General features: G+C 62.7%; 19 protein-coding genes and 1 pseudogene. All 20 read left to right on the top strand.

Annotation, left to right across the window (positions count from 1 at the left end):
- The first annotated feature begins 10 nt into the window (after window positions 1-10).
- Entirely contained in the window at window positions 11-1585 is a 1575-nt protein-coding gene (locus ACMGF5_RS01415) for a flagellar hook-associated protein 3 (RefSeq protein ID WP_119687560.1), read from the top strand.
- Window positions 1586-1703: 118 nt separating this feature from the next.
- Complete coding sequence (locus tag ACMGF5_RS01410; protein WP_174142102.1) at window positions 1704-5285, top strand: glycosyltransferase; 3582 nt, start codon at window positions 1704-1706, stop codon at window positions 5283-5285.
- 125 nt (window positions 5286-5410) lie between these two features.
- Window positions 5411-6184: a glucose-1-phosphate cytidylyltransferase gene (rfbF, locus tag ACMGF5_RS01405; RefSeq protein ID WP_119687558.1), complete on the top strand. Its 774-nt coding sequence runs from the start codon at window positions 5411-5413 to the stop codon at window positions 6182-6184.
- Window positions 6166-7248 (top strand): CDP-glucose 4,6-dehydratase, encoded by a 1083-nt coding sequence (rfbG, locus tag ACMGF5_RS01400; protein WP_174142101.1) that lies wholly within the window; start codon window positions 6166-6168, stop codon window positions 7246-7248. Before rfbF ends, rfbG begins: the two co-directional genes overlap by 19 nt.
- On the top strand, window positions 7245-7805 hold the full coding sequence (locus ACMGF5_RS01395) for a dTDP-4-dehydrorhamnose 3,5-epimerase family protein (protein ID WP_119687556.1): 561 nt from the start codon (window positions 7245-7247) through the stop codon (window positions 7803-7805). The genes rfbG and ACMGF5_RS01395 overlap by 4 nt, the downstream gene beginning before the upstream one ends.
- Window positions 7802-9025, top strand: coding sequence for a class I SAM-dependent methyltransferase (locus ACMGF5_RS01390; RefSeq protein ID WP_204918580.1), 1224 nt, complete (start codon window positions 7802-7804; stop codon window positions 9023-9025). Before ACMGF5_RS01395 ends, ACMGF5_RS01390 begins: the two co-directional genes overlap by 4 nt.
- A gap of 5 nt (window positions 9026-9030) precedes the next feature.
- A complete protein-coding gene (locus ACMGF5_RS01385) occupies window positions 9031-9888 on the top strand; it encodes an NAD-dependent epimerase/dehydratase family protein (RefSeq protein ID WP_204918578.1) in 858 nt (285 codons plus the stop codon).
- Window positions 9878-10963, top strand: coding sequence for a class I SAM-dependent methyltransferase (locus ACMGF5_RS01380; RefSeq protein WP_119687553.1), 1086 nt, complete (start codon window positions 9878-9880; stop codon window positions 10961-10963). The genes ACMGF5_RS01385 and ACMGF5_RS01380 overlap by 11 nt, the downstream gene beginning before the upstream one ends.
- Before the next feature lie 6 nt (window positions 10964-10969).
- Window positions 10970-11704 carry a cephalosporin hydroxylase family protein gene (locus ACMGF5_RS01375; RefSeq protein WP_119687552.1) on the top strand — a complete coding sequence of 245 codons (735 nt, stop codon included), beginning with the start codon at window positions 10970-10972 and terminating at the stop codon, window positions 11702-11704.
- A gap of 54 nt (window positions 11705-11758) precedes the next feature.
- Window positions 11759-14656 (top strand): TIGR00180 family glycosyltransferase, encoded by a 2898-nt coding sequence (locus ACMGF5_RS01370; RefSeq protein ID WP_414157523.1) that lies wholly within the window; start codon window positions 11759-11761, stop codon window positions 14654-14656.
- A 135-nt stretch (window positions 14657-14791) separates the two neighbouring features.
- Window positions 14792-15792, top strand: a pseudogene (gene pseB, locus ACMGF5_RS01365) (UDP-N-acetylglucosamine 4,6-dehydratase (inverting)).
- The gene (gene pseC, locus ACMGF5_RS01360; protein WP_119687549.1) at window positions 15789-16970 is read left to right on the top strand and encodes a UDP-4-amino-4,6-dideoxy-N-acetyl-beta-L-altrosamine transaminase; all 1182 of its coding nucleotides are present in this window, start codon (window positions 15789-15791) and stop codon (window positions 16968-16970) included. The pseudogene pseB and the gene pseC overlap by 4 nt, the downstream one beginning before the upstream one ends.
- Window positions 16963-17688, top strand: coding sequence for a pseudaminic acid cytidylyltransferase (pseF, locus tag ACMGF5_RS01355; RefSeq protein ID WP_119687548.1), 726 nt, complete (start codon window positions 16963-16965; stop codon window positions 17686-17688). Before pseC ends, pseF begins: the two co-directional genes overlap by 8 nt.
- Window positions 17685-19160: a UDP-2,4-diacetamido-2,4,6-trideoxy-beta-L-altropyranose hydrolase gene (pseG, locus tag ACMGF5_RS01350; RefSeq protein WP_119687547.1), complete on the top strand. Its 1476-nt coding sequence runs from the start codon at window positions 17685-17687 to the stop codon at window positions 19158-19160. The genes pseF and pseG overlap by 4 nt, the downstream gene beginning before the upstream one ends.
- Window positions 19161-19163: 3 nt before the next feature.
- Window positions 19164-20216, top strand: a complete 1053-nt coding sequence (gene pseI / locus ACMGF5_RS01345) for a pseudaminic acid synthase (protein ID WP_414157522.1) — start codon at window positions 19164-19166, stop codon at window positions 20214-20216.
- 280 nt (window positions 20217-20496) lie between these two features.
- Complete coding sequence (locus tag ACMGF5_RS01340) at window positions 20497-21441, top strand: ketoacyl-ACP synthase III (protein ID WP_119689077.1); 945 nt, start codon at window positions 20497-20499, stop codon at window positions 21439-21441.
- Window positions 21442-21494: 53 nt separating this feature from the next.
- Window positions 21495-22787: a motility associated factor glycosyltransferase family protein gene (locus ACMGF5_RS01335; protein WP_414157521.1), complete on the top strand. Its 1293-nt coding sequence runs from the start codon at window positions 21495-21497 to the stop codon at window positions 22785-22787.
- A complete protein-coding gene (locus ACMGF5_RS01330) occupies window positions 22784-23032 on the top strand; it encodes a hypothetical protein (protein ID WP_125924739.1) in 249 nt (82 codons plus the stop codon). Before ACMGF5_RS01335 ends, ACMGF5_RS01330 begins: the two co-directional genes overlap by 4 nt.
- A 218-nt stretch (window positions 23033-23250) precedes the next feature.
- Complete coding sequence (locus tag ACMGF5_RS01325; protein WP_012315533.1) at window positions 23251-24105, top strand: flagellin domain-containing protein; 855 nt, start codon at window positions 23251-23253, stop codon at window positions 24103-24105.
- Between the two features lie 71 nt (window positions 24106-24176).
- Window positions 24177-24530, top strand: coding sequence for a flagellar protein FlaG (locus tag ACMGF5_RS01320; protein ID WP_119687544.1), 354 nt, complete (start codon window positions 24177-24179; stop codon window positions 24528-24530).
- The last annotated feature ends 66 nt before the right edge of the window (window positions 24531-24596 follow it).

The following is a 24596-nucleotide window of genomic DNA, read 5'->3' as shown; positions in this document are numbered from 1 at the left end:
GTATTGATCCATGCGTATTTCCACGGCCCAGTTCTACCAGACCAGCGCGGCGAACTACCAGCGCAACTATTCCAACCTGATCAAGACCAACGAAGAGGCCAGTTCCTTCGTCAGGGTCAATACCGCTGCCGATGATCCGGTGGGGGCTGCACGTCTGCTGCAGCTGGGTAATCAGGCAGACATGCTGGCCCAGTACAAGACCAACGCGACAAACATCACCAACTCGCTGAACCAGACCGAGACCACGCTCAATTCGATCAACACGATCCTGACGCGGGTCAACGAGCTGGCGATCGAGTCGGGTAATGCCGGCTACACCGACACCGAACGCAAGGCCAAGGCAGCCGAGCTGGGGCAGTTGGAAGACCAGCTGTTGAGCCTCATGAACAGCCGTGATGAGAACGGCCAGTACCTGTTTGCCGGTTCCAGTACCGACACCGCGCCGTTCGTGCGCAATGCCGATGGTACCTATTCTTATCAAGGTGACCAGACCCAGCTGGAGCTGCAGGTTGGTGACATGCTCAAGATGGCCGGCAACAGCTCTGGCTATAGCGTATTCGAGCAAGCCCTCAACACCAGCCGCACCGAAACCAGCCTGAGCGCCCCCGCGGTGGATGATGGCCGCGTGAAGCTGTCCAATGGGCAAGTGTCCGGCAGCGTCACGTACAACGATCGCTTCCGCAGTGGTCAGCCGTACACAGTCACCATGCTCAGCAGTACCGAGTTCAGCATCACCGACAGCTTGGGCAACGATGTGACCGCCGAGGCCACCCAGGGCGGTAAATTCGATCCCGATACCGTAGGCGGATCGATGATCAGCTTCCGTGGTGTGGACATGCGGCTGAACATCAACCTTCAGGACGGCGACGTTCCGGATGCAGCGGTGGCAGGTCATACCTTCACCCTGCAAAGCAAGCCCGATACCATCACTGCGACCCGTAGCCCGGGCAACCCGTCGAGTGCTCAGGTATCGTCGATCAGCATCACTGATCCGGCCCAGTACAAAGCCATGTTTCCCAATGGCGGTGCGGTCATCAAGTTCACCAGCGCCACGGACTTCGAACTCTATGCCCAGCCGCTGACCGCTGACAGCCGCCCGGTGGCCAGTGGTGCCATGACTGGCAACGTCGCCTCGGCTGCCGGTGTGGACTTCACCTTCACCAGCACGCCCGCGCAGCAGTCCGGTGACCAGTACGTGGTGAACGTCGACAACCACCAGACCCAGAACGTTCTGGACACCGTCGCCCAGTTGCGTACGGCGTTGAGCAAGCCGATCGACGGCGACAACGCGGCCTACCAGCAACTGCGTGCAGACCTGGATTCGGCCATCGCCAATATCCAGAGCGGTCAGGACGCGCTCAACACGGCAGTCACCGATATCGGTGCCCGTGGCAAGGCGCTGGAAATCCAGCAAAACACCAACGAGAGTCTGAGCATTGCCAACAGCACCACGCAGTCGTCGATCCGTGACTCGGACCCTGCCACCGTGCTGGTCCGCCTTACCCAGCAGCAGACCTTGCTTCAGGCTTCGCAGGCGGCTTTCGCACGCGTCAGCCAGCTGAGCCTGTTCAACGCCATCGGTTAAGTGCGCCCGTCGCCTTCACCGCTTACCCCTCGGGTACGCGGTGAAGGCGCATTGATTTCCCCGTAGTATCGACTGTTCTGAATTCCCTGCGGGCAGTCATCGGTCGAGAGATTTCCTCGTGAACCCAGCCCCTCTAGTCAGCCTCGTCATTCCCGCCTGCAACCCCCGTTACTTCCGTACTGCTCTGGTCAGCGCCCTGGCTCAGGATTACGCAAACCTCGAAGTCATCGTCTGCGACGACAGCCCAGGTACGCAGATCGAGGCGGTGGTCGATGAGCTGCGCAGTCTTGCACGTCATCCACTGATTTACTTGCGTAACCCGCAACCGCTGGGTTTTGCCGGGAATTTGCAACACGGGCTGGAGCAGAGCCAGGGCGACTACATCAAGTTCCTCTGTGACGATGACCGCCTGATGGCCGATTGCGTGTCCAGCCAGGTGCGACTGTTCCAGGCCCATGACGATGTCAGCCTGGTCGCGGCCAGGCGCCACCAGGTCGATGCTGAAGATCACATTTTGCCGCAGCGTCTGGAAACCAGCCCGGTCACCTTTGGCGACACACTGTTCAACGGTGACGACCTGCTGGATTTCTTCGAGACCCGCCAGCTCAACTTCATCGGCGGGCTGAGCAGCGTGCTGGTGCGTACCCGCGATCTGCGTGAATTGCTGCCTGCGCTGGCGCCGGGCTTTGTGGCAATGCTCGATTTCGTGTTGTTCGTGTGCCTGCTGCGTCGCGGCCATCTGGGCGTGACCGCCGGGGTGCACTGTGTCGAGCGGGTTCATCCCGACCAATTGCGTCGCCAGAGCGATGTGAAGGCTGCCGCTACCAGTGAATCACAACACCTGCGCGACATGTTCGCCGCGCGCACTGCAGTACGTGAGCCGTTCTCCGGTTGGGTGCGGGTGCAAATCCTCCAGGGCGACGAGGGCGATACCCAGCGTATCTGGGAGAACCTGTTCCTGATCCATACCCTGCGCTGCTTGCAGGCGATCCAGGAATCTCATGTCGGCAGCGACAGCGACAGTTTTGCCGAGCTGTACAGCAAATGGCTGGCCTGCCGACAGGATCCGCTGGTGCTCGCGCGTCTGATGCGCCTTAGCGAGCACTGGCCAACTCGTCCGCGAATCGTGCCCGTGGTTATCGACAGCGAGGGTGATGCACAAGCTCTGCAGGTTACCCTGGACAGCATTGAGCGCCAGGCCTATGGCGCAGAGATGACGCTGGTATTGTCCAGCGCGCCGCTGCCAGGCGGCCCAGATGTTCGCAGGGTCCACCAGCCATTGCAGGCCGACTGGGCTGAACAACTGAACACGGCGTTTGACCAGTTGGGCGAGGTGGACTGGATCTACCTGCTGCGTGCTGGCGACCGGCTCAATGCCTTCAGCCTGATGCTCCTGGCCGAGCGGGTCGTATCGCGCCCGCAGATCGCCTGCTGCTATGGCGATGAGGGGGGCGTGCGGGATGAGGCGTCCGTAGAGCCGGTGTTCAAGCCCGACTTCAACCTCGATTTGATGCGCGGCTACCCCTATACCGGTCGCATGCTGGCGTTCTCGCTTGACGCCTTGCGGGTACTGGGCGGTTTCACGCCCGGATATCGCGAGCTGGCGCCGCACGATCTGCTCTGGCGTCTTGTGGAAAGCCGCGGCCCCCATGCCATCGAGCACATTCCGGAAGTGCTGGCCGAAAGCGCGTTCAGCTACGCTGCCTGGCTGTCTTCGCAGGCAGTGGTTGAGGAAAATCCGAAACTGCTGGATGCCCACCTCAAGCGCTTGGGCGTGACCTACCGGCTGCAGAACAGTGGCGGGGCAATCAACCAGGTCCGCTACCTGCACGCCACCCAGCCACTGGTAAGCCTGGTGATCAGTGCCCAGGACCAGTTGCCTGCCCTCGAGCGCTGCCTGGAAAGCGTGCTTGAGAAGACCGCCTACGGTCACTACGAAGTGCTGATTGTCGACAATGCCAGTCAAGGTGCCGAGACTCACGCCTGGCTCAGCGCCCTTCAACAGCTGGGCGAAGACAAGTTGCGGGTCCTGATGCTGGGCGAGCAGGCCAGCTTCGCCGCTGTGCAGAACCTTGCCGCGCAACACGCCCGGGGTGAATACCTGCTGATGCTGAGCCCGTTCGCTGTGGTCACCGAGCCAGACTGGCTCGACGCACTGCTCAGCCATGGCCAGCGCCCTGAAGTCGGAGCGGTGGGTGCCAAGCTCTGCAACGCCCACGGTCTGATCGTGCATGCGGGCGGCGTGCTGGGCCTGCGTGGCGCCGTGGGGTCGCCGTTCGTGGGCGAGCCGATGGAGGCGGGCGGTTACATGCAGCGCTTGCAAGTGGCGCAGAATTATTCTGCTGTCGGGGCTGATTGCCTGTTGGTGCGCAAAGAGCTGTTCCTGTCGTTGGGCGGGCTCAATGAAAGCGTCTTCAGCCTGGCCTTCAGCGATATCGACCTGGGCCTGCGCCTGGGCGAAGCCGGGTACCTTGTGGTGTGGGCGCCGGATGCCCGGCTGGTACTGGACCCGCCAGCGCCGGCGGCGATCGATGCGCAGGCTGAAGCCGAGCGCCAGGCCCGGCTGGCGCAGCAGCATGATGCCTTCTTCAAGGCCTGGATGCCGGTGGTAGCGCGTGACCCCGCTTACAATATCAACCTGTCCCTGAACGGCTCCAGCTTCTGCCTGGATCCGGGCCTCAAGGCCGCCTGGACGCCTTTCGTCAGCCGTCCACTGCCCCATGTGCTGGCGTTGCCAATGAACAAGACTGCGGTCGGGCATTACCGGGTGATCCAGCCGCTGGTCGAGCTGGAGAAGGCTGGCTGGGTGACCCAGCAGCAGTACTTCGAGATACCGAGCAACGTCGAGCTGGAACGCAGCTCGCCGGATGTGGCAATTCTGCAGGGGCGTTATACCGAAGGGTTCGTCAAGGAGATCGAGCGCCTCAAGACCTTCTCCAAGGGCTTTTGCATCTACGAGCTGGACGACTACGTGATTGATGTGCCGAAGAAGAACGGGCACCTCAAGCACACGCCAAAAGATCTGGAAAAATCCCTGCGCCGAGGTATCGAACGCTGTGATCGGCTGGTGGTGTCGACCCAGGCGCTGGCGGATGCTCTGCATGACACCCATAGCGATATCCGGGTAATGCCGAACATGCTGGCCGAGCAGCTCTGGACCGGTTTGCGTAGCCAGCGCCGCAGCGCGCGCAAGCCGCGAGTGGGTTGGGGCGGTGGCACCAGCCATACCGGCGACCTGGAAGTGATTGCCGAGGTGGTCAAGACCTTGGCGAACGAAGTCCAATGGGTGTTCTTCGGTATGTGTCCGCCGGCATTGCGGCCCTACATCAGCGAGTTCCATCCGCCGGTGCCGCTGGAGCTGTACCCGGCCAAGCTCGCCAGCCTGAACCTGGACCTGGCCTTGGCGCCACTGGAGTATCACATCTTCAATGACTGCAAGAGCAACTTGCGCTTGCTGGAATACGGCGCGTGCGGGTACCCGGTGATCGTCACCGATACCCGTGCCTATGAAGGCTACTTGCCGTGCACGCGGATCAAGACCAACAGCACCGCCGAGTGGCTGGAGGCGATCCGCATGCACCTGGCGGACCCTGACGAAAGTTTCCGCCAGGGCGACCGTCTGAAGCAGGAAGTGCTGCGTGACTATGTGCTGCGCGAAGAGCACGTTCAGCATTGGTACAGCGGCTGGATGCCGGGCTGACTGCGGGGTGTATGGACGACACCAGTAAAGCGCCTTCTGGCGCGTTTCCTGCAAGCCCCCCGTCATATCGCCATAAATCGTGCAGCCACACGACTTATGGCCGGTGACGAACACGAGGGGACGACATGAAGGCGGTAATTCTGGCGGGTGGACTGGGCACGCGTATCAGCGAAGAGTCTCACCTCAAGCCCAAACCCATGATCGAAATCGGTGGGAAGCCAATTCTCTGGCACATCATGAAGCAGTACTCGGCTCACGGCATCCACGACTTCGTGATCTGCCTGGGCTACAAGGGCTACGCGATCAAGGATTTCTTCGCCAACTACTTCCTGCACACCTCGGACGTCACCTTCGACATGCGCGAAAACCGCATGGACGTGCACCAGAACTACAGCGAGCCATGGCGCGTGACCCTGGTCGACACCGGTGAAGAAACCATGACCGGTGGCCGCCTGCGCCGCGCCGCTCGCTACCTTGAGGGCGAAGATGCCTTCTGTTTCACCTACGGGGACGGTGTTTCGGACCTGAACATCGGCGCCCTGGTGGATTTCCACCTGGCCCACGGCAAACTCGCCACCGTTACTGCGGTACAGCCTCCTGGCCGCTACGGCGCGCTGGCACGCGACGGCGACAGCGTCACCGGTTTCGTCGAAAAGCCCCGTGGTGACGGTGGCTGGATCAACGGTGGCTTCTTCGTGCTTTCGCCCAAGGTGCTCGACTACATCGCCAACGATCAGACTTCCTGGGAGTCGGAGCCGCTTGCCTGCCTGGCCGCTGAGTCGCAACTGAACGCCTTTGAGCATGATGGCTTCTGGCATCCAATGGATACGCTGCGTGACAAGAACCATCTGGAACAACTCTGGCAAAGCGGGGAGGCTCCATGGAAGCAGTGGGCCTGAGTCCAGCGTTCTGGCAGGGCAAGCGTGTTCTGCTCACCGGTCACACGGGTTTCAAAGGCAGTTGGCTGGCGCTCTGGTTGCATGAGCTCGGCGCTCAGGTCACAGGCTTCGCGCTGGACCCTGGCACCGAACCAAGCCTGTTCGAACTTGCCCAGGTCGGCAGCGACATTGCCGACGTGCGCGGCGACCTGCGCGACCTCGGCGCGCTGCTTGAAGCTGTGGCCCAGGCCCAGCCGGAAATCGTCCTGCACCTGGCGGCTCAGCCACTGGTGCGCGAGGCCTACCGTGACCCGCTAGGTACCTATTCCAGCAACGTGATGGGCACCCTTAACCTGCTTGAAGCGGTGCGCCAGGTTGGCGGGGTGCGTGCGTGCGTCCTGGTCACCACCGACAAGGTCTATGCCAACCAGGAATGGCCCTGGCCGTACCGCGAGAACGAGGCCCTGGGCGGGCATGACCCGTACAGCAGCAGCAAGGCCTGCTGCGAGCTGCTGGCGCAGTCCTATGCCGCGTCATTCTTCCCGGCCGCCGAGCACGCAGAACATGGCGTGGCCCTGGCCACCGCGCGCGCCGGCAACGTGCTGGGCGGTGGAGACTTTGCCGCAGAGCGGCTTGTACCCGATGTGCTCAAGGCTTGGTCGGCCGGGTCGCCGGTCACCCTGCGCTACCCGCAGGCCGTGCGCCCCTGGCAGCACGCCCTGGAACCGCTGGCCGGCTACCTGCAGTTGGCCGAGCGCCTGTATACCCAGGGGCCGGCCTGCGCCGGTGCGTGGAACTTCGGCCCGAGCGAAGGCGACATGTGCAGCGTCGGTGAGGTGGTCGACCGCCTGGCCCGGCAATGGCCGCAGGCACCAGGGGTGCGGGTCGAGCCAAGCGAGTTGCATGAAGCCGGGTTGCTACGCCTGGACAGCTCTCGCGCCCGCCAGGTGCTGGGCTGGCGTACACGCTGGTCGTTGCACGAATGCCTGCAGCACACGCTCGACTGGCACCTGGCGTGGCAGCGTGGCGACAACATGCGCGCCGTCACGCTGCACCAGCTGAACCTGTACACGGAGTTGCCGTGACTGATCTGCTGCTGCAAGCCTTGCCACTGGGTGGCCTGTTCAGTGTCCAGCACAAGCGCCATGGCGATGCCCGCGGGCAGTTCGCGCGGCTGTTCTGCGAATCCAGCCTGGGCGCCCTGGGTGCGCCGTTCCATGTGCGCCAGATCAACCACTCGCACACTCAGGGCTCAGGTAGCGTACGTGGCCTGCACTACCAGACCGGCGACACCCCGGAGGCCAAGCTGATCACCTGCCTGCGCGGTGAGGTGTGGGACGTGGCAGTGGACCTTCGCGAAGGCTCGCCAACCTTCCTGCACTGGCACGCCGAGCACTTGCGGGCCGGCGATGGCCGCAGCCTGTTGATACCGGCCGGCTTTGCCCATGGTTTCCAGGTGCTGAGCGAGGATGCCGAGCTGCTTTACCTGCACAGTGCCGACTATGCGCCGGGCCGCGAAGGCGGGCTGTCGGTACTCGATCCGAAATTGGCCATCTGTTGGCCGCTCGCTGTCAAGAATCTGTCGGCCCGGGATGCCGCTCATCCCTGGCTGGACCTGTCGTTTACCGGAGTGCGTCCATGAACTGCCGTGGCTGTGGTACCTGCCTGAGCCTGCCCCTGATCGACCTTGGCACTGCGCCGCCGTCCAACGCCTACCTGCGCGCTGACCAACTGGCCGCGGCCGAGGCCTGGGTGCCGCTTAAAGTGGCGGTGTGTGAGCAGTGCTGGCTGGTGCAGACCGAGGATTACACCCGCGCCGAGACGCTGTTCGATGCCGACTATGCGTATTTCAGCTCCTATTCCAGTTCGTGGCTGGCCCATGCCCGCGACTATGTCGGGCAGATGGTCGAGCGTTTCGGCCTGAACGGCGAGAGCCGGGTGGTGGAAATCGCCGCCAATGACGGTTATCTGTTGCAGTATGTGGCCGAGCGCGGCATTCCGTGCCTAGGTGTCGAACCCACCCGAAGCACTGCGCAGGCGGCCCGGGAGAAAGGGCTGCAGATTCGTGAGGTGTTCTTCGGCGAACAGGCCGCCCGTGACCTGGCGAGTGAAGGTTGGTCGGCTGACCTGATGGCCGCCAACAACGTGCTCGCCCACGTGCCGGACATCAACGATTTTCTGCGCGGTTTCGCGACCCTGCTCAAAGCCGATGGTGTGGCCACTTTCGAGTTTCCGCACCTGCTGCGCCTGATGGCCGAGCAGCAGTTCGATACCCTTTACCATGAGCACTACTCCTACCTGTCGCTTACGGCGGTCAACACGCTCTGTGCTCGCAACGGCCTGGTGATCTTCGATGTCAGCGAATTGCCGACCCATGGCGGATCGTTGCGGGTTTTCGTGCAGCGCGCCGATGGCCCGCGCCCACGCCAGGCCAGTGTCGACGACCTGCTTGGCATCGAGGCGCGGGTCGGTGTCAGCACGGCGGCGTTCTACAGCACCCTTGCACCGGCGGCGCAGCGGATCAAGCACCAGCTGCTGCGCTTCCTGTTGCAGGCCAAGGCCGAAGGCAAGCGAGTGGTTGGCTATGGCGCCGCAGCAAAGGGCAACACCCTGTTCAACTACGCAGGCGTGAAGCCCGACCTGCTGGCCTGGGTGGCCGACGCCAACCCGCACAAGCAGGGCAAGTTCCTGCCGGGCAGCCGAATTCCCGTGGTCGCCCCCGAGCGCCTGGCCATCGAGCGGCCGGACTATGTGCTGGTACTGCCGTGGAACCTGCTCAAGGAAGTCAGCGAGCAGCAGGCGCACATCCGCGAATGGGGTGGGCGCTTTGTGATCGCCGTGCCTGAGCTGACCGTCCTGTGACCGCGATGAAGGTGCTTGTCACCGGTGCCACAGGCTTTGTGGGCCGGCATCTGGTCGCCGCCTTGCTGGCGCGCGGGCACCGGGTGCGTGCGCTGGCACGTCGGCTGGAGCCGGCTCAAGCCATGCGGTGGTTCGGCCAGGTCGATTTCGTCGCCGCCGATCTGCATGACCCGCAGCTGGACGTCAATCAGTTGTGCGATGGCATCGATGCGCTGGTGCACCTGGCCTGGCCAGGCCTGCCGAATTATCAAGGGCTGTTCCACCTGGAGCGCAACTTGATGGCTGACTATGCCTTCATCAAGCGTGCCGTCGCAGCCGGTGTCGGCCAGGTGCAGGTGGCCGGCACCTGTTTCGAATACGGCCTGCGCAATGGCGCGCTGGACGAGGCGCTGGACTGCCAGCCGGCCAACCCTTATGGGCTGGCCAAGCACAGCTTGCGCCTGTTCCTCGAAAGCCTGGCCCGCCAGCAACCGTTCAACCTGCAGTGGGTGCGCTTGTTCTACCTGTTTGGCGAGGGGCAAAACCCAGGCAGCCTGCTGGCAGCCTTGGACCGCGCAATCGACCAGGGGCAGCCGCATTTCGACATGTCAGGTGGCGAGCAACTGCGCGACTACCTTGCCATCGAAAGCGCCAGTACATACCTGGCCGACCTGCTCGGGCAGCGCGATTTCAGCGGCGTGGTCAATTGCTGCAGCGGCCAGCCGATATCGGTACGCAAGCTGGTGGAAGCCCGCATCGCCGAGCGCAACGCCACCCTTGCGCTGAATCTTGGCCATTACCCTTATCCTGCCCACGAACCCATGGCGTTCTGGGGCGATGCCCGCAAGTTGCAGGCTCTGCTGGGAGCACGCCATGAAACATGAGTTGTATCGCGCTACCGGCCTGCCGGTGCTGCAGAACCGCACATTCGCCGATGCCCAGTCGGCCCGTACCTCTGCCTGCGCCGAGATGCGTCTGGTGCAGGACAGCCGCACCGGGTTGGTCTACAACGACGCTTTCGATGCCGACAAGCTCAGCTACGACAGCGACTATCAGAACGAGCAGGCGCATTCGGCGCGCTTCCAGCGCCACCTGGACGATGTCGAAGGTGTCATCGCCCGCCACTTCAAGGGCCAGCGTCTGATCGAAGTGGGCTGTGGCAAAGGCTGGTTCCTCGAACTGTTGCGCGAGCGCGGCTATGCCGTCACCGGCATCGACCCTGCCTACGAGGGCGACAACCCGGACGTGGTCAAAGCGCCCTTCACCCGTGAGTTGAACCGCCAGGCCGAAGCCATCGTGTTGCGCCATGTGCTCGAGCACATTCAGGACCCGGTCACGTTCCTTGCCGCCATCGCCGATGCCAACGGCGGGGCAGGGCAGATATACATCGAAGTGCCCTGCCTGGACTGGATCATCGAGCACAAGGCCTGGTTTGACCTGTTCTACGAGCATGTCAATTACTTCCGCCTGGCCGACCTGCGCCGCTTGTTCGGTACGGTCGCCGAGGCCGGTCACCTGTTCGATGGCCAGTACCTGTACATCGTTGCCGACCTTGCCAGCCTGCGCACCACGCTCGAGCCCGTGCCGCCGCTGTCGTTGCCGGCAGATTTCAGTGCCAGCCTGCAGCATGCCGCACGTCTGGTGCGCCGCGATGCCGGACGTGGTTCGGCGATCTGGGGCGCATCGTCCAAGGGCGTGATCTATTCGCTGTTCCTGCAGCGTGCCGGGGCTCCGGTGGACCAGGTTATCGACATCAATCCTGCCAAGCAGGGTCGCTACCTGCCGTTAAGTGGCGCGCGGGTGTCATCGCCGCAAGAGGCGATGCAAAGCCTGCCGGATGGCGCCCACCTGTTCGTGATGAATTCCAATTACCTCGAGGAAATCCGCCGCATGACCGATGGCCGTTTTGTCTATCACGCCGTCGACAATGCCGATTTCACCGACCAGCCAACCGAGTAAAGAACCATGACCGACACGCCGATCAAAGCCTTCGAAGCCGAGTGCAACGCGCAGATCGCCTCCCAGGGCGAAGACAAGGAGCTGCAGCAACTGTCTCGCGACTTCTTCAACAAGTCCGCCGAGCACAAGTACAGCTACCATTTTTCGTGGATGGGCCGGCCGATCATCCAGTTGCCCCAGGACATGATGGCGATGCAGGAGATCGTCTGGCAGGTCAAGCCTGACCTGATCATCGAGTGCGGCATCGCTCACGGCGGTTCGATCCTCTACTACGCCTCCCTGCTGGAGCTGCAGGGCCATGGCGAAGTGCTTGGCATCGACATCGACATCCGCCCGCACAACCGCCAGGCCATCGAGGCGCACCCGATGAGCAAGCGCGTGCGCATGATCGAAGGCTCGAGCATCGATGCCGAGATCGCCGGGCAGGTCAGGGCGCTCGCCGAAGGCAAGAAGGTCATCCTGGTGCTCGACTCCAACCACACGCATGAGCACGTGCTCAAGGAGCTGGAGCTGTATGCGCCGCTGGTGGCCGTGGGCAGTTACTGCGTGGTGATGGACACCGTGGTCGAGGACATGCCGGCAGACTTCTTCCCCGATCGCCCGTGGGGGCCTGGCGACAACCCCAAGACCGCAGTTTGGGAATACCTCAAGGGTAACGACAGCTTCGAAATCGACTATCAGCTGCAGAACAAGCTGCTGGTCACCGTGGCACCGGACGGCTACCTGCGCCGGGTTCGCTGAGACATTCAACAGAGTTCGATTTCTTCGGCGGCAACGCCAATGGTGGGTAAGACTATGCAAGGCAATTTCTCGGCAGACCAGGCAGCCACACTGCGCGAGCGGTTCACGCTGGTATTGATGACGCACAACCGGCCGGCGTTCCTGCAGCGCACGCTGCAGTATTACAGCGGCTATCGGTGCTCGATCCTCGTGCTGGATTCCTCGGGCGAATCGGCCGAGGTGATGGCCGCGCAGTACCCCGGCGTCGAGTACCTGCACCTGCCACAGTTTTCCTACCAGGGCTTCCAGGCCAAGCTGGCCTATGGTGTGGGCCGGGTGAACACGCCGTTCATGGCCTTCGCCGCTGATGACGATTTCCTGCTGTACGACGGGCTGAACCAGTCGCTGGACTTCCTTGAGGCCAACCCCGATTACGGCCTGTGCCATGGCTACTGTCTGAACTACCTGGCCGAAGCCACCCAGGTGAAGTACTACCGGCGTAACAAGAAGGTCCGTGAGGACTACAACGCTCCGCGCGCTGAACAGCGCCTGCTGGACTACATGGGTGAGTTCATCCCGCCCTTCTTCGCTGTCACCCGCACTGCATTGCTGCGCCAGTGGTTTGAGCTGCTGCCCGAGGGCACGAGCTTCGAGTGGCAGGAAATCGGCCACGCGTACTTCCTGCTGACCAACGCCAAAGCGCGGATCCTGCCAATCCCCTACGCGGTACGTGAAACCAACTACGGTGTCTCCGAGCATCAGACCGAGGTCATTCATGTGCTGGCCTTCACCGACGCCAAGTCGGTGGCCGAGCGCGAACAGTTTGCCGACTTCCTTGCCGGCCTGCCGACCGCCATCGAGGGGCTGGACCATGAGGCGCGGCGCCAGCTGGCCCTGGACAGCTTTGCAGTCACTGCCGAGGGGCTGTTCAAAGGCCGGGCGATGACCCTGGAGCTGATCTGGGAGTCAAGCTGGACCGACCCGCTGAACCCGCCGGTGCGTACCTTCCAGCCGTCCCAGTACGTGGAAATGCCGTTCTACAACCAGGCATTCTTCGATCAGCTTACGGCACTGGAGTTTCTGATCCATGCCATGCCGGCCGGGCGCCTGCAGTTGCAGCAACTGGAGCCGCTGCTATTGCGCCAGGAACAGCTGCTGCTGGCACAGCCCAGCGACACTTCGGGCACCGTACGTACCCGCTTGTGGGAGGCACTGCAGTGCAACGCGTTCAACCGTGAGGTGGTGCGGCACCTGGCCGGACACCTGCGTGACAGTGATGAGGCCGAGGAGAGCGAGGCGCTGTTCGCTTGGCTGGCACGGCTTGAAGGCGTATTGAAGCAAAGCGGTCGCGAACTGCTTGGGAGCATGCATTCGGGTCGCCTGCTCGACTGGCTGGAGGCGCGCAAGCCGGACACCGCCGCGCTAGCGGCGGTCAACGAGCACCTGGCGCTGCATCAGGGTGGTCCGCAGTTCGGCATCCTGCTGTTGGACCTGGACAACAACATGGCCAAGCTCCAGGACACGTTCGACAGCCTGCTGGGCGGCCTGAGCAAGGCGTTCCGGATCATGGTCTTCACCACAGGCGAGCCGCCTGTGGCCACCTCGCTGCAGAACACCCTGCATTTCATCAAGGTCAGCCGAGAAGACTACGTCGAGCGGATCAACCAGATCGCCCGGCAGACGGCCTGCGAATGGCTGTTGCTGGCTGATGCGGGTGACCGTTTCACCGCCACCGGTCTTTTGCGCGCCAGCCTCGAGCTGCTGAACGCTCCCGATTGCCGAGCGGTCGCGGTAGACGAGATCCAGCAACAGGCCGATGGTGCCTGGCGAGAGCTGCTGCGCCCGGGAGTAAACCTGGACCTGCTGCAGGCCAATCCCGCGCTGATGGCACCCCATTGGCTGCTGCGTCGGGAGGTGCTGGTGGAGGCGGGTGGCTTCGATAAGGACTTTGCCGAGGCATTGGAGTTCGACCTGCTGCTGCGCCTGATCGAGCAGGGCGGCCTCAACGGGCTGGCCCATCTCGACGAGCCGATGCTGATCACCCCGGCACCGCAGGCCAAGGACAGCGAGCATGCCCGCCAGGCCTTGATGCGACACTTGGCCGGCCGTGGCTACAAGGCCCAGGTCAGTACGCCGCTGCCTGGCACCTTGCGTATCGACTACAGGCATGTCGAGCGGCCGCTGGTGAGCATCGTGCTGCGCAGCGAGGACAATCTGGACGAACTGCAGCGCTGCCTGAAGAGCATCCTGCAGCGCACTCGCTATGCGCGCTACGAGGTACTGATCGCCGACAACGCCAGTCAGTCACCGCAGTTGCTCGAATGGCTGGCGCAGCAGCAAGTTGGCAAGGTGCGCGTGCTGCAAAGTGCCGAGCGCCTGAGCGCGGCAGCGCTGTGCAACGCTGCCAGTGCCGAGGCCAAGGGGCAATACCTGATATTGCTGGCGGCGGACGCCGAAGTGGTCAATGCCAACTGGATCGAAGCGTTGCTCAACCAGGCGCAGCGTCCAGAAGTAGGCGTGGTCGGTGCCAAGCTGCTCGATATTGACGGCAAGCTTGCCCAGGCGGGCTTGCTGCTGGACGCCGAAGGCGTAGTTGCGCCAGCTTTTGCCGGTGAGGCCGCAAATGCCGTGGGTTACCTGAATCGGCTGGCGGTCGAGCAGAACTGCCCAGCGGTCTCGGCGAGCTGCCTGATGGTCCGTAGCGAAGTCTTCCGTGCTCTGGAGGGGCTCGACGAAACCACGTTCGCCCATGCCCATGGTGATGTCGACCTGTGCCTGAAAGCAGCCGCGGCCGGCCTGCTGACAGTCTGGACGCCACAGGTGCAGGTGATTCACCCCGGCGTGGTCGCCAAGGACGAGGTGGCGCTGGCGGCATTGCGCGCCAAATGGTCGGCGCAGTGGCAAGGTACAGTCCAAAGCCAGGTGCTTGCCCCCGGCAAGGCGGCGCTGGACTGGGCCGGGCTGATCGCCTGACGCGGCACTGGCCTGCATCTTGCTTCGAGCTGGTTCATTGGGGGCGCGAGTCAGAAATCTGTACGCTGTGCGCCCTGCCTTACAGTGCAATCGGGCGCCTTCGTCAGCTGACGGCGCCGCCCCTAGGAACTAGGTATGTTCGACGACAAGTCCATTTTCATCTCCGGGGGGACCGGGTCGTTCGGGCGCCGCTTCATCGAGCGGTTGCTTGAGCGCTACCGCCCACGGCGCGTCGTGGTGTTCTCCCGCGACGAGTTGAAACAGTATGAGATGCAGCAGCGTTTCAACGCGCCGTGCATGCGCTATTTCCTGGGCGATGTCCGTGATGCCGAGCGCGTGCGCCAGGCCATGCGCGGTATCGACTATGTGGTTCATGCCGCCGCGCTCAAGCATGTGCCCGCGGCCGAATACAACCCCACCGAATGCATCCGCACCAACGTCAATGGTGCCGAGAACATCATCGCCGCGGCGATCGAGAATGGCGTGCAGAAGGTCGTCGCACTGTCCACCGACAAGGCGGCCAGCCCGATCAACCTGTATGGTGCGACCAAGCTGCTGTCCGACAAGCTGTTCGTGGCCGCCAACAATTTTGCCGGCCAACAGGACACCCGCTTTGTGGTTGTGCGCTATGGCAATGTGGCGGGCTCCCGGGGCTCGGTGGTGCCATTCTTCAAGCGCCTGATCGAGGAGGGTGCCCACGAGCTCCCCGTCACTGACCCGCGGATGACGCGCTTCTGGATCACCCTCGACCATGGCGTACAGTTCGTGCTCGACAGCTTTGCCCGCATGCACGGGGGGAAGTGTTCGTGCCCAAGATCCCATCCATTCGCATCGTCGACCTGGCGCGCGGCATGGCCGGGCACTTGCCGCAGAACGTGGTCGGCATCCGCCCGGGGGAAAAGCTGCACGAACTGATGATCCCGCTGGACGATGCGCGGATGACCCTTGAGTTTGGTGATCATTTCACCATCGTTCCGTCGATCCGCTTCAACCATACGGATGTGGATTTTGCGATCGATTGCGTGGGTGAAACCGGGCGCTGGGTTGCCGAGGATTTCGAGTACCGTTCCGATACCAATCCCGCCTTCCTCACCGTGGACCAGCTGGCAGACCTGCACGCAGGCTTGCCAGCATGATCCCCTATGCTCGGCAGAGCATCGATCAGGCGGATATCGCCGCGGTCGTAGAGGTGCTGCAGTCCGACTGGCTGACTCAGGGGCCACTGATCGAGCACTTCGAGCAGGCTATGGCCCAGCGTTGTGGCGCAACGCACGCGGTAGCTGTGTGCAACGCCACTGCGGGGCTGCACCTTGCCTGCCTCGCCGCTGGCCTGGGGAGCGGGGACTGGCTATGGACCAGCCCCATCAGTTTTGTCGCATCAGCCAACTGTGGGCGCTACTGCGGCGCCGGTGTCGATTTCGTCGATATCGACCCGCACACCTGGACTATCGACGCCCAGGCACTTGCGTTGAAACTCGAGCAGGCCGCCCGGGAGGGGCGCCTGCCCAAGGTAGTAGTCGCCGTGGCCTTTGCCGGGCAAAGCGCCGACATGCGTTCGATCGCGGTGCTGGCCCGGCAGTATGGCTTTACCCTTATCGAGGACGCTGCCCACGCGGTCGGCGCACGTTACGCGGGCAAGCCGGTCGGCTGTGGCGAATATGCCGACATGACGGTGTTCAGCTTTCACCCGGTAAAGATCATCACCACGGCCGAGGGCGGCATGGTGCTTACCGCGCGTGCGGATCTGGCCGCGCGTTTGCGCAGGCTGCGCAGTCACGGGATCAGCCGTGACCCGGGCCAAATGACCGAAGAAAGCCATGGTGCCTGGTACTACCAGCAACTTGAACTGGGCTTCAACTATCGCATCACCGACCTGCAAGCTGCCCTGGGGCTGTCTCAACTGACCCGGCTGGATGCGTTCCTTGCCCGTCGCCGCGAGTTGGCGGCTCGCTATCAGCGCTTGCTGGCGCACCTGCCCGTGAGCGTCCAGGCACCTCAGCAGGATGCCGAGTCCGCCTGGCATCTGTTCGTGGTGCGCCTTGAGTGTGATCGTATCCCGCGTTCACACCGGGAGATTTTCGATGGGATGCGGGCTGCAGGAGTTGGGGTCAACCTTCATTACATTCCCATTCACCTGCAACCCTATTACCGCGACCTGGGCTTCAAACAGGGCGATTTTCCGCAGGCCGAAAGTTACTACGCACAAGCCCTGAGTCTGCCAATGTACCCGCAGCTGACTGACGCTCAGCAGGATCAAGTGATCGCCAGCCTGTGCGGGTTGCTGAAGTTGCCGGTGGGCTGCGTGAATGCCTGAGCGAATGGAAACCAACGTCGCGATCATTCCGGCCCGTGGAGGCAGCAAACGGATCCCTGGCAAGAACCTCAAGATGTTCGCCGGGCTGCCGATCATTGCCCACTCGATCCAAGTGGCACTGGCCAGTGGCTTGTTCGAACAGGTGGTGGTCAGCACCGACGACCCTGAAATAGAGGCGGTGGCACGGGAATACGGTGCGCAGGTGCCGTTCCGTCGGCCGGCGCACCTGGCTGACGATCATGCCACCACCCAGGCTGTGGTCAGCCACGCCCTGCAGGCACTGGCCAGCCAGGGCCATGTCCTGACCCATGCCTGTTGCATCTACGCCACTGCGCCTTTCGTGCAGCAGCGTTACTTGCAGCAGGGGTTGGCGTTGTTGCGGCAACACCCTGAGCGCTCTTTCGCCTTTTCGGTGAGCAGCTTCGGTTTCCCGGTACAGCGGGCGCTGTCGCTCGACGATCAGGGTGCGCTTGTGCCTCTGTACCCACAGTATCGTGAGACCCGGTCTCAGGACCTTGCACCGGCCTATCAGGATGCTGGCCAGTTTTACTGGGGGCGGGTGCAGGCCTGGTTGCAGAACGAGGCCCTTCATTCCGAGCGGAGTTTGCCAGTGATCATCCCCCGGCATCTGGTTCAGGACATCGACAGCGAGGAAGACTGGTTGCGCGCGCAGTACCTGTACGCAGCGCTCAAAGCTGGCGGGGAGCTGGCGCCATGAAGGTGCTGGTACGTGCTGATGCATCTTCATCGATTGGCGTCGGCCACACGGCGCGCTGCCTGACGCTGGGCAAAGCCCTCCGAGAGCTCGGTGCGCAGGTGAGCTTTGCCTGTTGCCTGCTTGACGGTCATCGCCGGGCCGCCATCGAGCAGGAGGGTTTCAAGGTCTTTGCATGGCCGCAGCGCGAGGAAAAACCGGGCATCGAACCCTGGGCCGCGGATATCGCGGCGCTGCGTGATGTGCTGCCGGCACAGGCCCGATTCGACTGGCTAATCGTCGATCATTACGCCTTGGACGCCCGCTGGGAGCAGGCAGCCCGGGCGTTCGCCCGGCGCATCGCGGTCATCGATGACCTGGCTGATCGTGATCATGCCGCCGACCTGCTGCTGGATCAGAATTTCAGTGCCAGCGAGGCGCTCTACGCGCCGCGGCTGGCAACGGAGTGCCGGCGCTTGCTGGGGCCACGCTATGCGCTGGTGGGGCCGGCGTTTCAGGGGGCGGCGATATCGCCGCCCCTGCAGGCACGAAGGGTGCTGGTGAGTTTCGGTGGCTTCGATGTGGCTGGCATGCTGCCCAAGACCTTGCAGGCGCTGTCCGGGCTGGAAGGGTTGCAGGTCACCTGCATCGCTGGGCTCGGGCATCGGCAGGGTGAGCTGCTGGCCCAGTTGTGCGACGCGCGGGCGGGTTGGGAGCTGCATGACTATGTCGACGATCTGCCAATGCGGATGGTTGCGGCAGACTTGTTCATCGGCGCCGGCGGCGGTACTACCTGGGAGCGCGCCGCGCTGGGCTTGCCGAGCCTGTGCGTGAGCGTGGCAGACAACCAGCGGGCCAATGCCCAGGCCATGGCTCGGGCGGGCATGCACCTTTACCTGGGTGAGGCTGGGCAGGTCCAGGTGCCTGCGCTGCGCCAGGCGATTGCCCTGTTGCTGAGCAATCAGGCACTGCGCCAGAGCTTCGCCGAGCGCAGTCGGGCACTGGTCGATGGCCTGGGGGCGCAGCGGGTGGCGGTGGCCTTGCTGGGGGAAGGGCTTGCGCTACGCCCGGCTCGCAGTGAAGACGCGCGGCTGTTGTTCGACGGGCGCAACGCGCCCGAGGTACGGCGCCGTTCGCAGCAGTCGCGGGAGCTGGACTGGGCGGGGCATCTGGCCTGGCTGGCTGCTACGCTGGCTGATCGGCAGCGTTTGCTGCTGATCGCCGAGACAGGCGACGGGCCGGTGGGCTGTGTTCGCTACGACCGCTTGCCCGGGCAGCGGGCGAAGGTGTCGTTGTATCTCTTCGCGGGGCGTTGCGGGCTGGGTTGGGGCAGAGCGTTGCTCGCCCGTGGCGAGGCCTGCGTACGTGAGTTCTGGCCGGACCTGCGGGCGATCGAGGCCCAGGTGCTGCCCGACAATCAGGCGTCATTGCAATTATTCGCGGGTGCCGGCTTCGCTCAGTCGCCGTGCTCGTTCGAGCGGGTATTCCAGGAGTAGCCCATGAACAGATTCAACATCGGGTACCGCTGTGTCGGCCCGGACCAGCCACCGCTGGTGATCGCGGAGATGAGTGGCAATCACAACCAGTCGCTGGCCCGGGCACTGGAGATCGTCGAAGCGGCCGCCGCCGCCGGCGCCCATGCGCTGAAGCTGCAGACCTACACTGCCGACACCATGACCCTGGACCTGGCGCATGGTGAGTTTTTCATCGCCGACCCGAACAGCCTCTGGTCTGGCTCATCGCTGTATGCGCTGTACGAAAAGGCCCATACCCCCTGGGAGTGGCACCCAGCGATCTTCGAGCGCGCTCGTGAGCTGGGCATGCTGGTGTTCTCCACGCCGTTCGACGAAACGTCGGTGGATTTCCTCGAAAGCCTGGATGTGCCGGCCTACAAGATCGCCAGCTTCGAGAACACCGATCTGCCGCTGATACGCAAAGTGGCGGCCACTGGTAAACCTATGATCATTTCCACCGGCATGGCCAGCCTCGCAGAACTCGAACGTACTGTGCGGGTGGCGCGCGAAGGAGGGTGTCGCGACCTGGTGCTGCTCAAGTGCACCAGTACCTACCCGGCCAGCCCGCAGAACAGCAACGTACTGACCATCCCGCACATGCGCGAGCTCTTCGGTTGCCAGGTCGGGCTGTCGGATCACTCCATGGGGGTTGGGGTTGCGGTGGCGGCAGTGGCCCTGGGGGCGACGGTGGTGGAAAAGCACTTCACGCTTGACCGTGCCGATGGCGGCGTGGATGCGGCATTTTCCCTGGAACCCCAGGAAATGGCAGCGCTGGTGCTGGAAACCGAGCGTGCCTGGCATTCGCTGGGGCGGGTGCACTATGGCGCGACCCAGGCCGAGGAGGCCTCGCGGCGTTTCCGCCGCTCGCTGTATGTAGTGCGTGACATGGCTGCTGGCGAGGTCTTCGACCGTAGCAACGTGCGCGCCATCCGCCCAGGTTTGGGGCTGGCGCCAGGCCATCTCGATGCGGTGCTTGGCCGCAAGGCCAGGCAACCACTCAAGCGCGGTACGCCCCTGGACTGGCAACTGCTCGACTGAAAGTTGGCTCCAGCCGGGGCCAGGTTTGCCCTGCATGGCAAACTCGCAAGCGCTATGACGACGTGACGCGGCCAGGCAAAATATGCGATTGTCTTGAAATATTCGTGACCTATCGGTCAGAGCGGGCATCTCCTTCTGTAACCGTTAATGGGGCAGGTGTGCAATTGCCGCCTGCCACCCTGCCTGTCGCCACTCCACCTGGGCGGCAGATCCCGTTCTTCAGGCGCCGCTCGAGTCATCCGGGCGGTGGTATTGAGCTGTTATTTATTGGGAAGCCATGATGATCGGCATTAAAAGCATCGCGAGCTATGTGCCCGCTTCCGGCCTGGACAACTATGTACAAGGCGCGAAATTCGGCAAGGACGAAGAGTTCATGTTCGGCAAGATCGGCGCAAGCTTCCTGCCGCGCAAGGACGATGAGCAGGAGACTTCCGATCTGTGTGTCGAAGCGGTCAACAACCTGTTCGCCGCTAACCCGCAACTCAAGCGCGAGGCGATCGATGCGCTGATCGTCGTCACCCAGAACGGTGACGAGGAAGGCTTGCCTCACACCGCTGCCATCGTCCAGCACAAACTCGGTCTGCCGACCCATGTCGCGGCCTTCGACATTTCCCTGGGCTGCTCCGGCTACGTCTATGGCATTTACGCGCTCAAAGGCTTCATGGAAGCCGCAGGCCTGAAGAATGGCCTGCTGGTGACGGCCGATCCGTACTCCAAGATCGTCAACACAGAAGACCGCAATACCACCATGTTGTTCGGCGACGCGGCCACTGCCACCTGGATGGGTGAGGGCGCTACCTGGCAACTGGGCAAGGCGAAGTTCGGTACCGACGGTGCTGGTGCGCCGCACCTGAAGGTGACTGATGGCGAGTTCTTCATGAACGGTCGTCAGGTCTTCAACTTCGCTCTGATCAAGGTGCCGGCGCATCTGCATGAGCTGCTGCGCGAGTCAGGGCTGGAAAACAAGGATATCGACGCTTTCTGCATCCATCAGGGCAGTGCGGCGATCGTCGATGCCGTGGCACGACGCTTCGAGGAAGACCCGGAAAAGTCCCAGGCCGACAAGTTCATCAAGGACATGCTGGAGACCGGTAATACCGTGTCATCGAGCGTTCCGCTGCTGTTGCAGAAGCACATGTTCGACAGTGCCTGGAAGCGCGTGGCCATTAGCGGCTTCGGTGTCGGCCTGTCGTGGGGCTCGGCGGTTCTCTACAAGGCTGAATAAGCGCTGCCAGTCGGGTACTCTTCGGTGTTTCGCAGGTAAGGGAAGCTCAACCCATGAGCGAGTTTTTCCAGCGTAACGCTGAAGTGCTGCAGGCCCGCTGGCCGGCACTGTACGAGCGCCTGCAAGGCGAGGCGTGTAGTGCGCTCGAGGTCGAGCTGGTGGAGGGGCTGGGGTCTACCCTGAGCGTGTGTGGCATCCAGCTCACAAGTCGTCACGATCGTCTTGCCGAGGCGCGCCTGCAGGCCGCGAGCCTGCCTGAAGACAGTTCCACTCTTCATCTCTATGGCAGTGGGCTGGGTGACTTGCAGCGCGTGCTGCTGGAGCGGCCTGGGCTCGTGCGGTTGCAGGTGTACCTGCTCAATGGCGCACTGTTCCAGCTGGTGCTGCAACTGCTGGATCAGTCCGACTGGCTTGCCGACCCGCGCGTCGAACTGGCCTATGCCGGCGACAGCGCGGAAATCGCCTTGCCGTTCTTCGCCTTGCCTTCCGAACGCGTGCTGGCCGATGACTTCAATGCGAAGGTGCGCGACCGTCTGATCAGCGAGGCCCACCTGGCAGACAGCAATCGCGCTTTCGATGTGGCCGACCCGCGCTTGCAGAAGCTGCTCGAAGACAGTTTGCCGTTGTTGCGCCACGACCCTGATGTGGCCGCGCTGTTCGGTAGCCAGGCCGGGCGTGACTGCTATGTGATTGCCACCGGGCCAACCTTGGCCGGGCACCTGCCTGCGTTGGCAAGGGTGCGCGCTCAGGCCGAGCGGCCACTGTTCATCTGCGTCGACACCGCTTATATCCCCCTGCTGCGCGCCGGAATCCAGCCTGACATCGTGGTCAGTGTCGACCATAAAATCCGCCTCCATCACTTGCCGCCGCAAGACTCGGCTGCGACCACCCTGGTCTACATGCCGATGCTGGACGTCGAGCTGCTCGGTAATTGGCGTGGGCCACGCTACACAGCCTATTCCGGCAGTGCGCTGTATGCACAGGTGCGCCAAGCCATACCGCGCGCCGAGTTGTTCGTTGGGGGAAGCGTGATTCACCCTGCTACGGACCTGGCTGTGAAGATGGGGGCCGTGCGCATTACGTTTTTCGGCGCTGATTTCGCCTTCCCGGGTGGTCGCACCCACACAGGCTGGGACGATGGCGTACTCGGCCCGGCGATTGCGGCGGCGCAGCACTGGGTGCTGGATGGCCATGGCCAGCGGGCACGTACCCAGCTTAACTTCCGCAGTTACCTGATTGAGCTTGAGCGGTTCATTGCGCGCCATCCCCAGGTGCGGTTCCACAACACCAGTCGTGCCGGCGCGCACATCGCCGGCACCACTTTCGATCCGGAGTTCTGTTCATGAATGCTGCCGATCAAGGGCGCGCGGCGCGCGAATGCGCCACGCTGTTACGCCTTGGGCGGGATGTGGAGGCGGCGTTGCGTATGGTCGAGCTGTTCGATGAGGTATTGCCGCAGGTCGATCCAAAAGCGGGGGCGGTGGTCATGCAGGCCATGCTCGATGCCCAGCAGCGCCAGGACTGGCTGGCGCTGGCCGATTACCTCGAATATGAGCTGCTGCATCTGATCGAGCAGGCGGCCTCGCGCTGAAGTGTGAGCTGTATCACACTTCGTGGTTGGCGAAAGCATCGCGGGGAACGGCTGTAAAGCCCGGTTTGCAAGGGGGTGGCGTGGTGATGGCATTTTTTTTTGGAAAAGCCCTAAAGCAACTTGCAAACCCGACGATAACCATTACGAAGGTTCTCTAGGCCACACCCGGCGGACGCCAGGGCCGGAAGCCGCAGTATCCATCCAACGAGGAATTCGTCATGGCTTTAACCGTAAACACCAACACCACTTCGCTGGGCGTGCAGAAGAACCTGAACAAAGCTTCCGACGCGCTGAGCACTTCGATGACTCGCCTGTCTTCCGGCCTGCGTATCAACAGCGCTAAAGACGATGCTGCTGGTCAGCAGATCGCCAACAAGCTGCAGACCATGGTTACCGGTACCACCGTTGCCATCAAGAACGCCAACGACGGTAACTCGATCACCCAGACCGCTGAAGGCGCGCTGTCGGAAATCACCAACATCCTGCAGCGTATGCGTGAACTGGCTCTGCAGGCACGTAACGACTCCAACGGCACCACTGAACGCGCTGCTCTGAACAAAGAATTCGCGGCCAAGTCCGACGAGATCACTCGTATCGCGACCTCCACCACCTTCGGTACCAGCAAGCAACTGCTGAACGGCACCGCTGGCACCATGGAGTTCCAGGTTGGCGCGATGACTGGTACCAGCCAGATCCTGAGCGTTTCGATGACTTCCTCGTTCGCTGCTTCGACCCTGGCTGTCGGCACTGGCACCCTGGCGATCTCGGGTACTTCCGACTCCGCCGTTCACACCTCCGTCGACGCCGCCATTACCGCGATCGACGCTGCTCTGCAGACCGTTGACACCAAGAAGTCGGACCTGGGTGCTATCCAGAACCGCTTCCAGTCGACCATCAACAACCTGCAAAGCATGAACGAAAACTCGGCTGCCGCCATGGGCCGAGTTCAGGACACCGACTTCGCCGCAGAAACCGCTCAGCTGACCAAGCAGCAGACCCTGCAGCAAGCTTCGACCTCTGTTCTGGCTCAGGCTAACCAGCTGCCATCCGCCGTACTGAAACTGCTTCAGTAATAGCGCGATGAAGTTCGGCGAGGGAGTGCTCATGCGCTCTCTCGCTTTTTACTTTTTAAAGGTGATGTGCGATGGACATAAGCGTCAAGTCAAGCCCGTCGTATCCGGTGTCGTCGCTGGTTGGCAACACCGAGCACAATACAGCTGCTGACAAGGTTTCAGGTCAGCTGCGCAAGACATTGCAGCAAGACGCTCCCAAGAGCGAGGCCGAGTTACAATCGGCCGTCAAGGAAATTCAAGATTTTGTCCAGTCGTTGCAGCGCAACCTGGAGTTTTCGGTGGATGATTCCACCGGCAGGTGGATCGTCAAGGTCGTTGCCCGCGATAGCGGTGAGGTGATCCGTCAGATCCCGTCGGAAACAGCGCTGGAGCTGGCCCGAAGCCTGCAAGATGTCAATAGTCTGCTCTTCGATGAGAAAGTCTGACAGCCGGCCGGTCATTTGAATTGTTGCACCGGCGCTGATCAGGCAACTCTGCGTTTGGGCGTTAAC

It is taken from the genome of Pseudomonas sp. BNK-15, assembly GCF_047456105.1.
In the GTDB taxonomy this organism is placed as follows: Bacteria; Pseudomonadota; Gammaproteobacteria; order Pseudomonadales; family Pseudomonadaceae; genus Aquipseudomonas; species Aquipseudomonas putida_E.
This window is presented reverse-complemented; position numbering and strand designations above follow the sequence as displayed.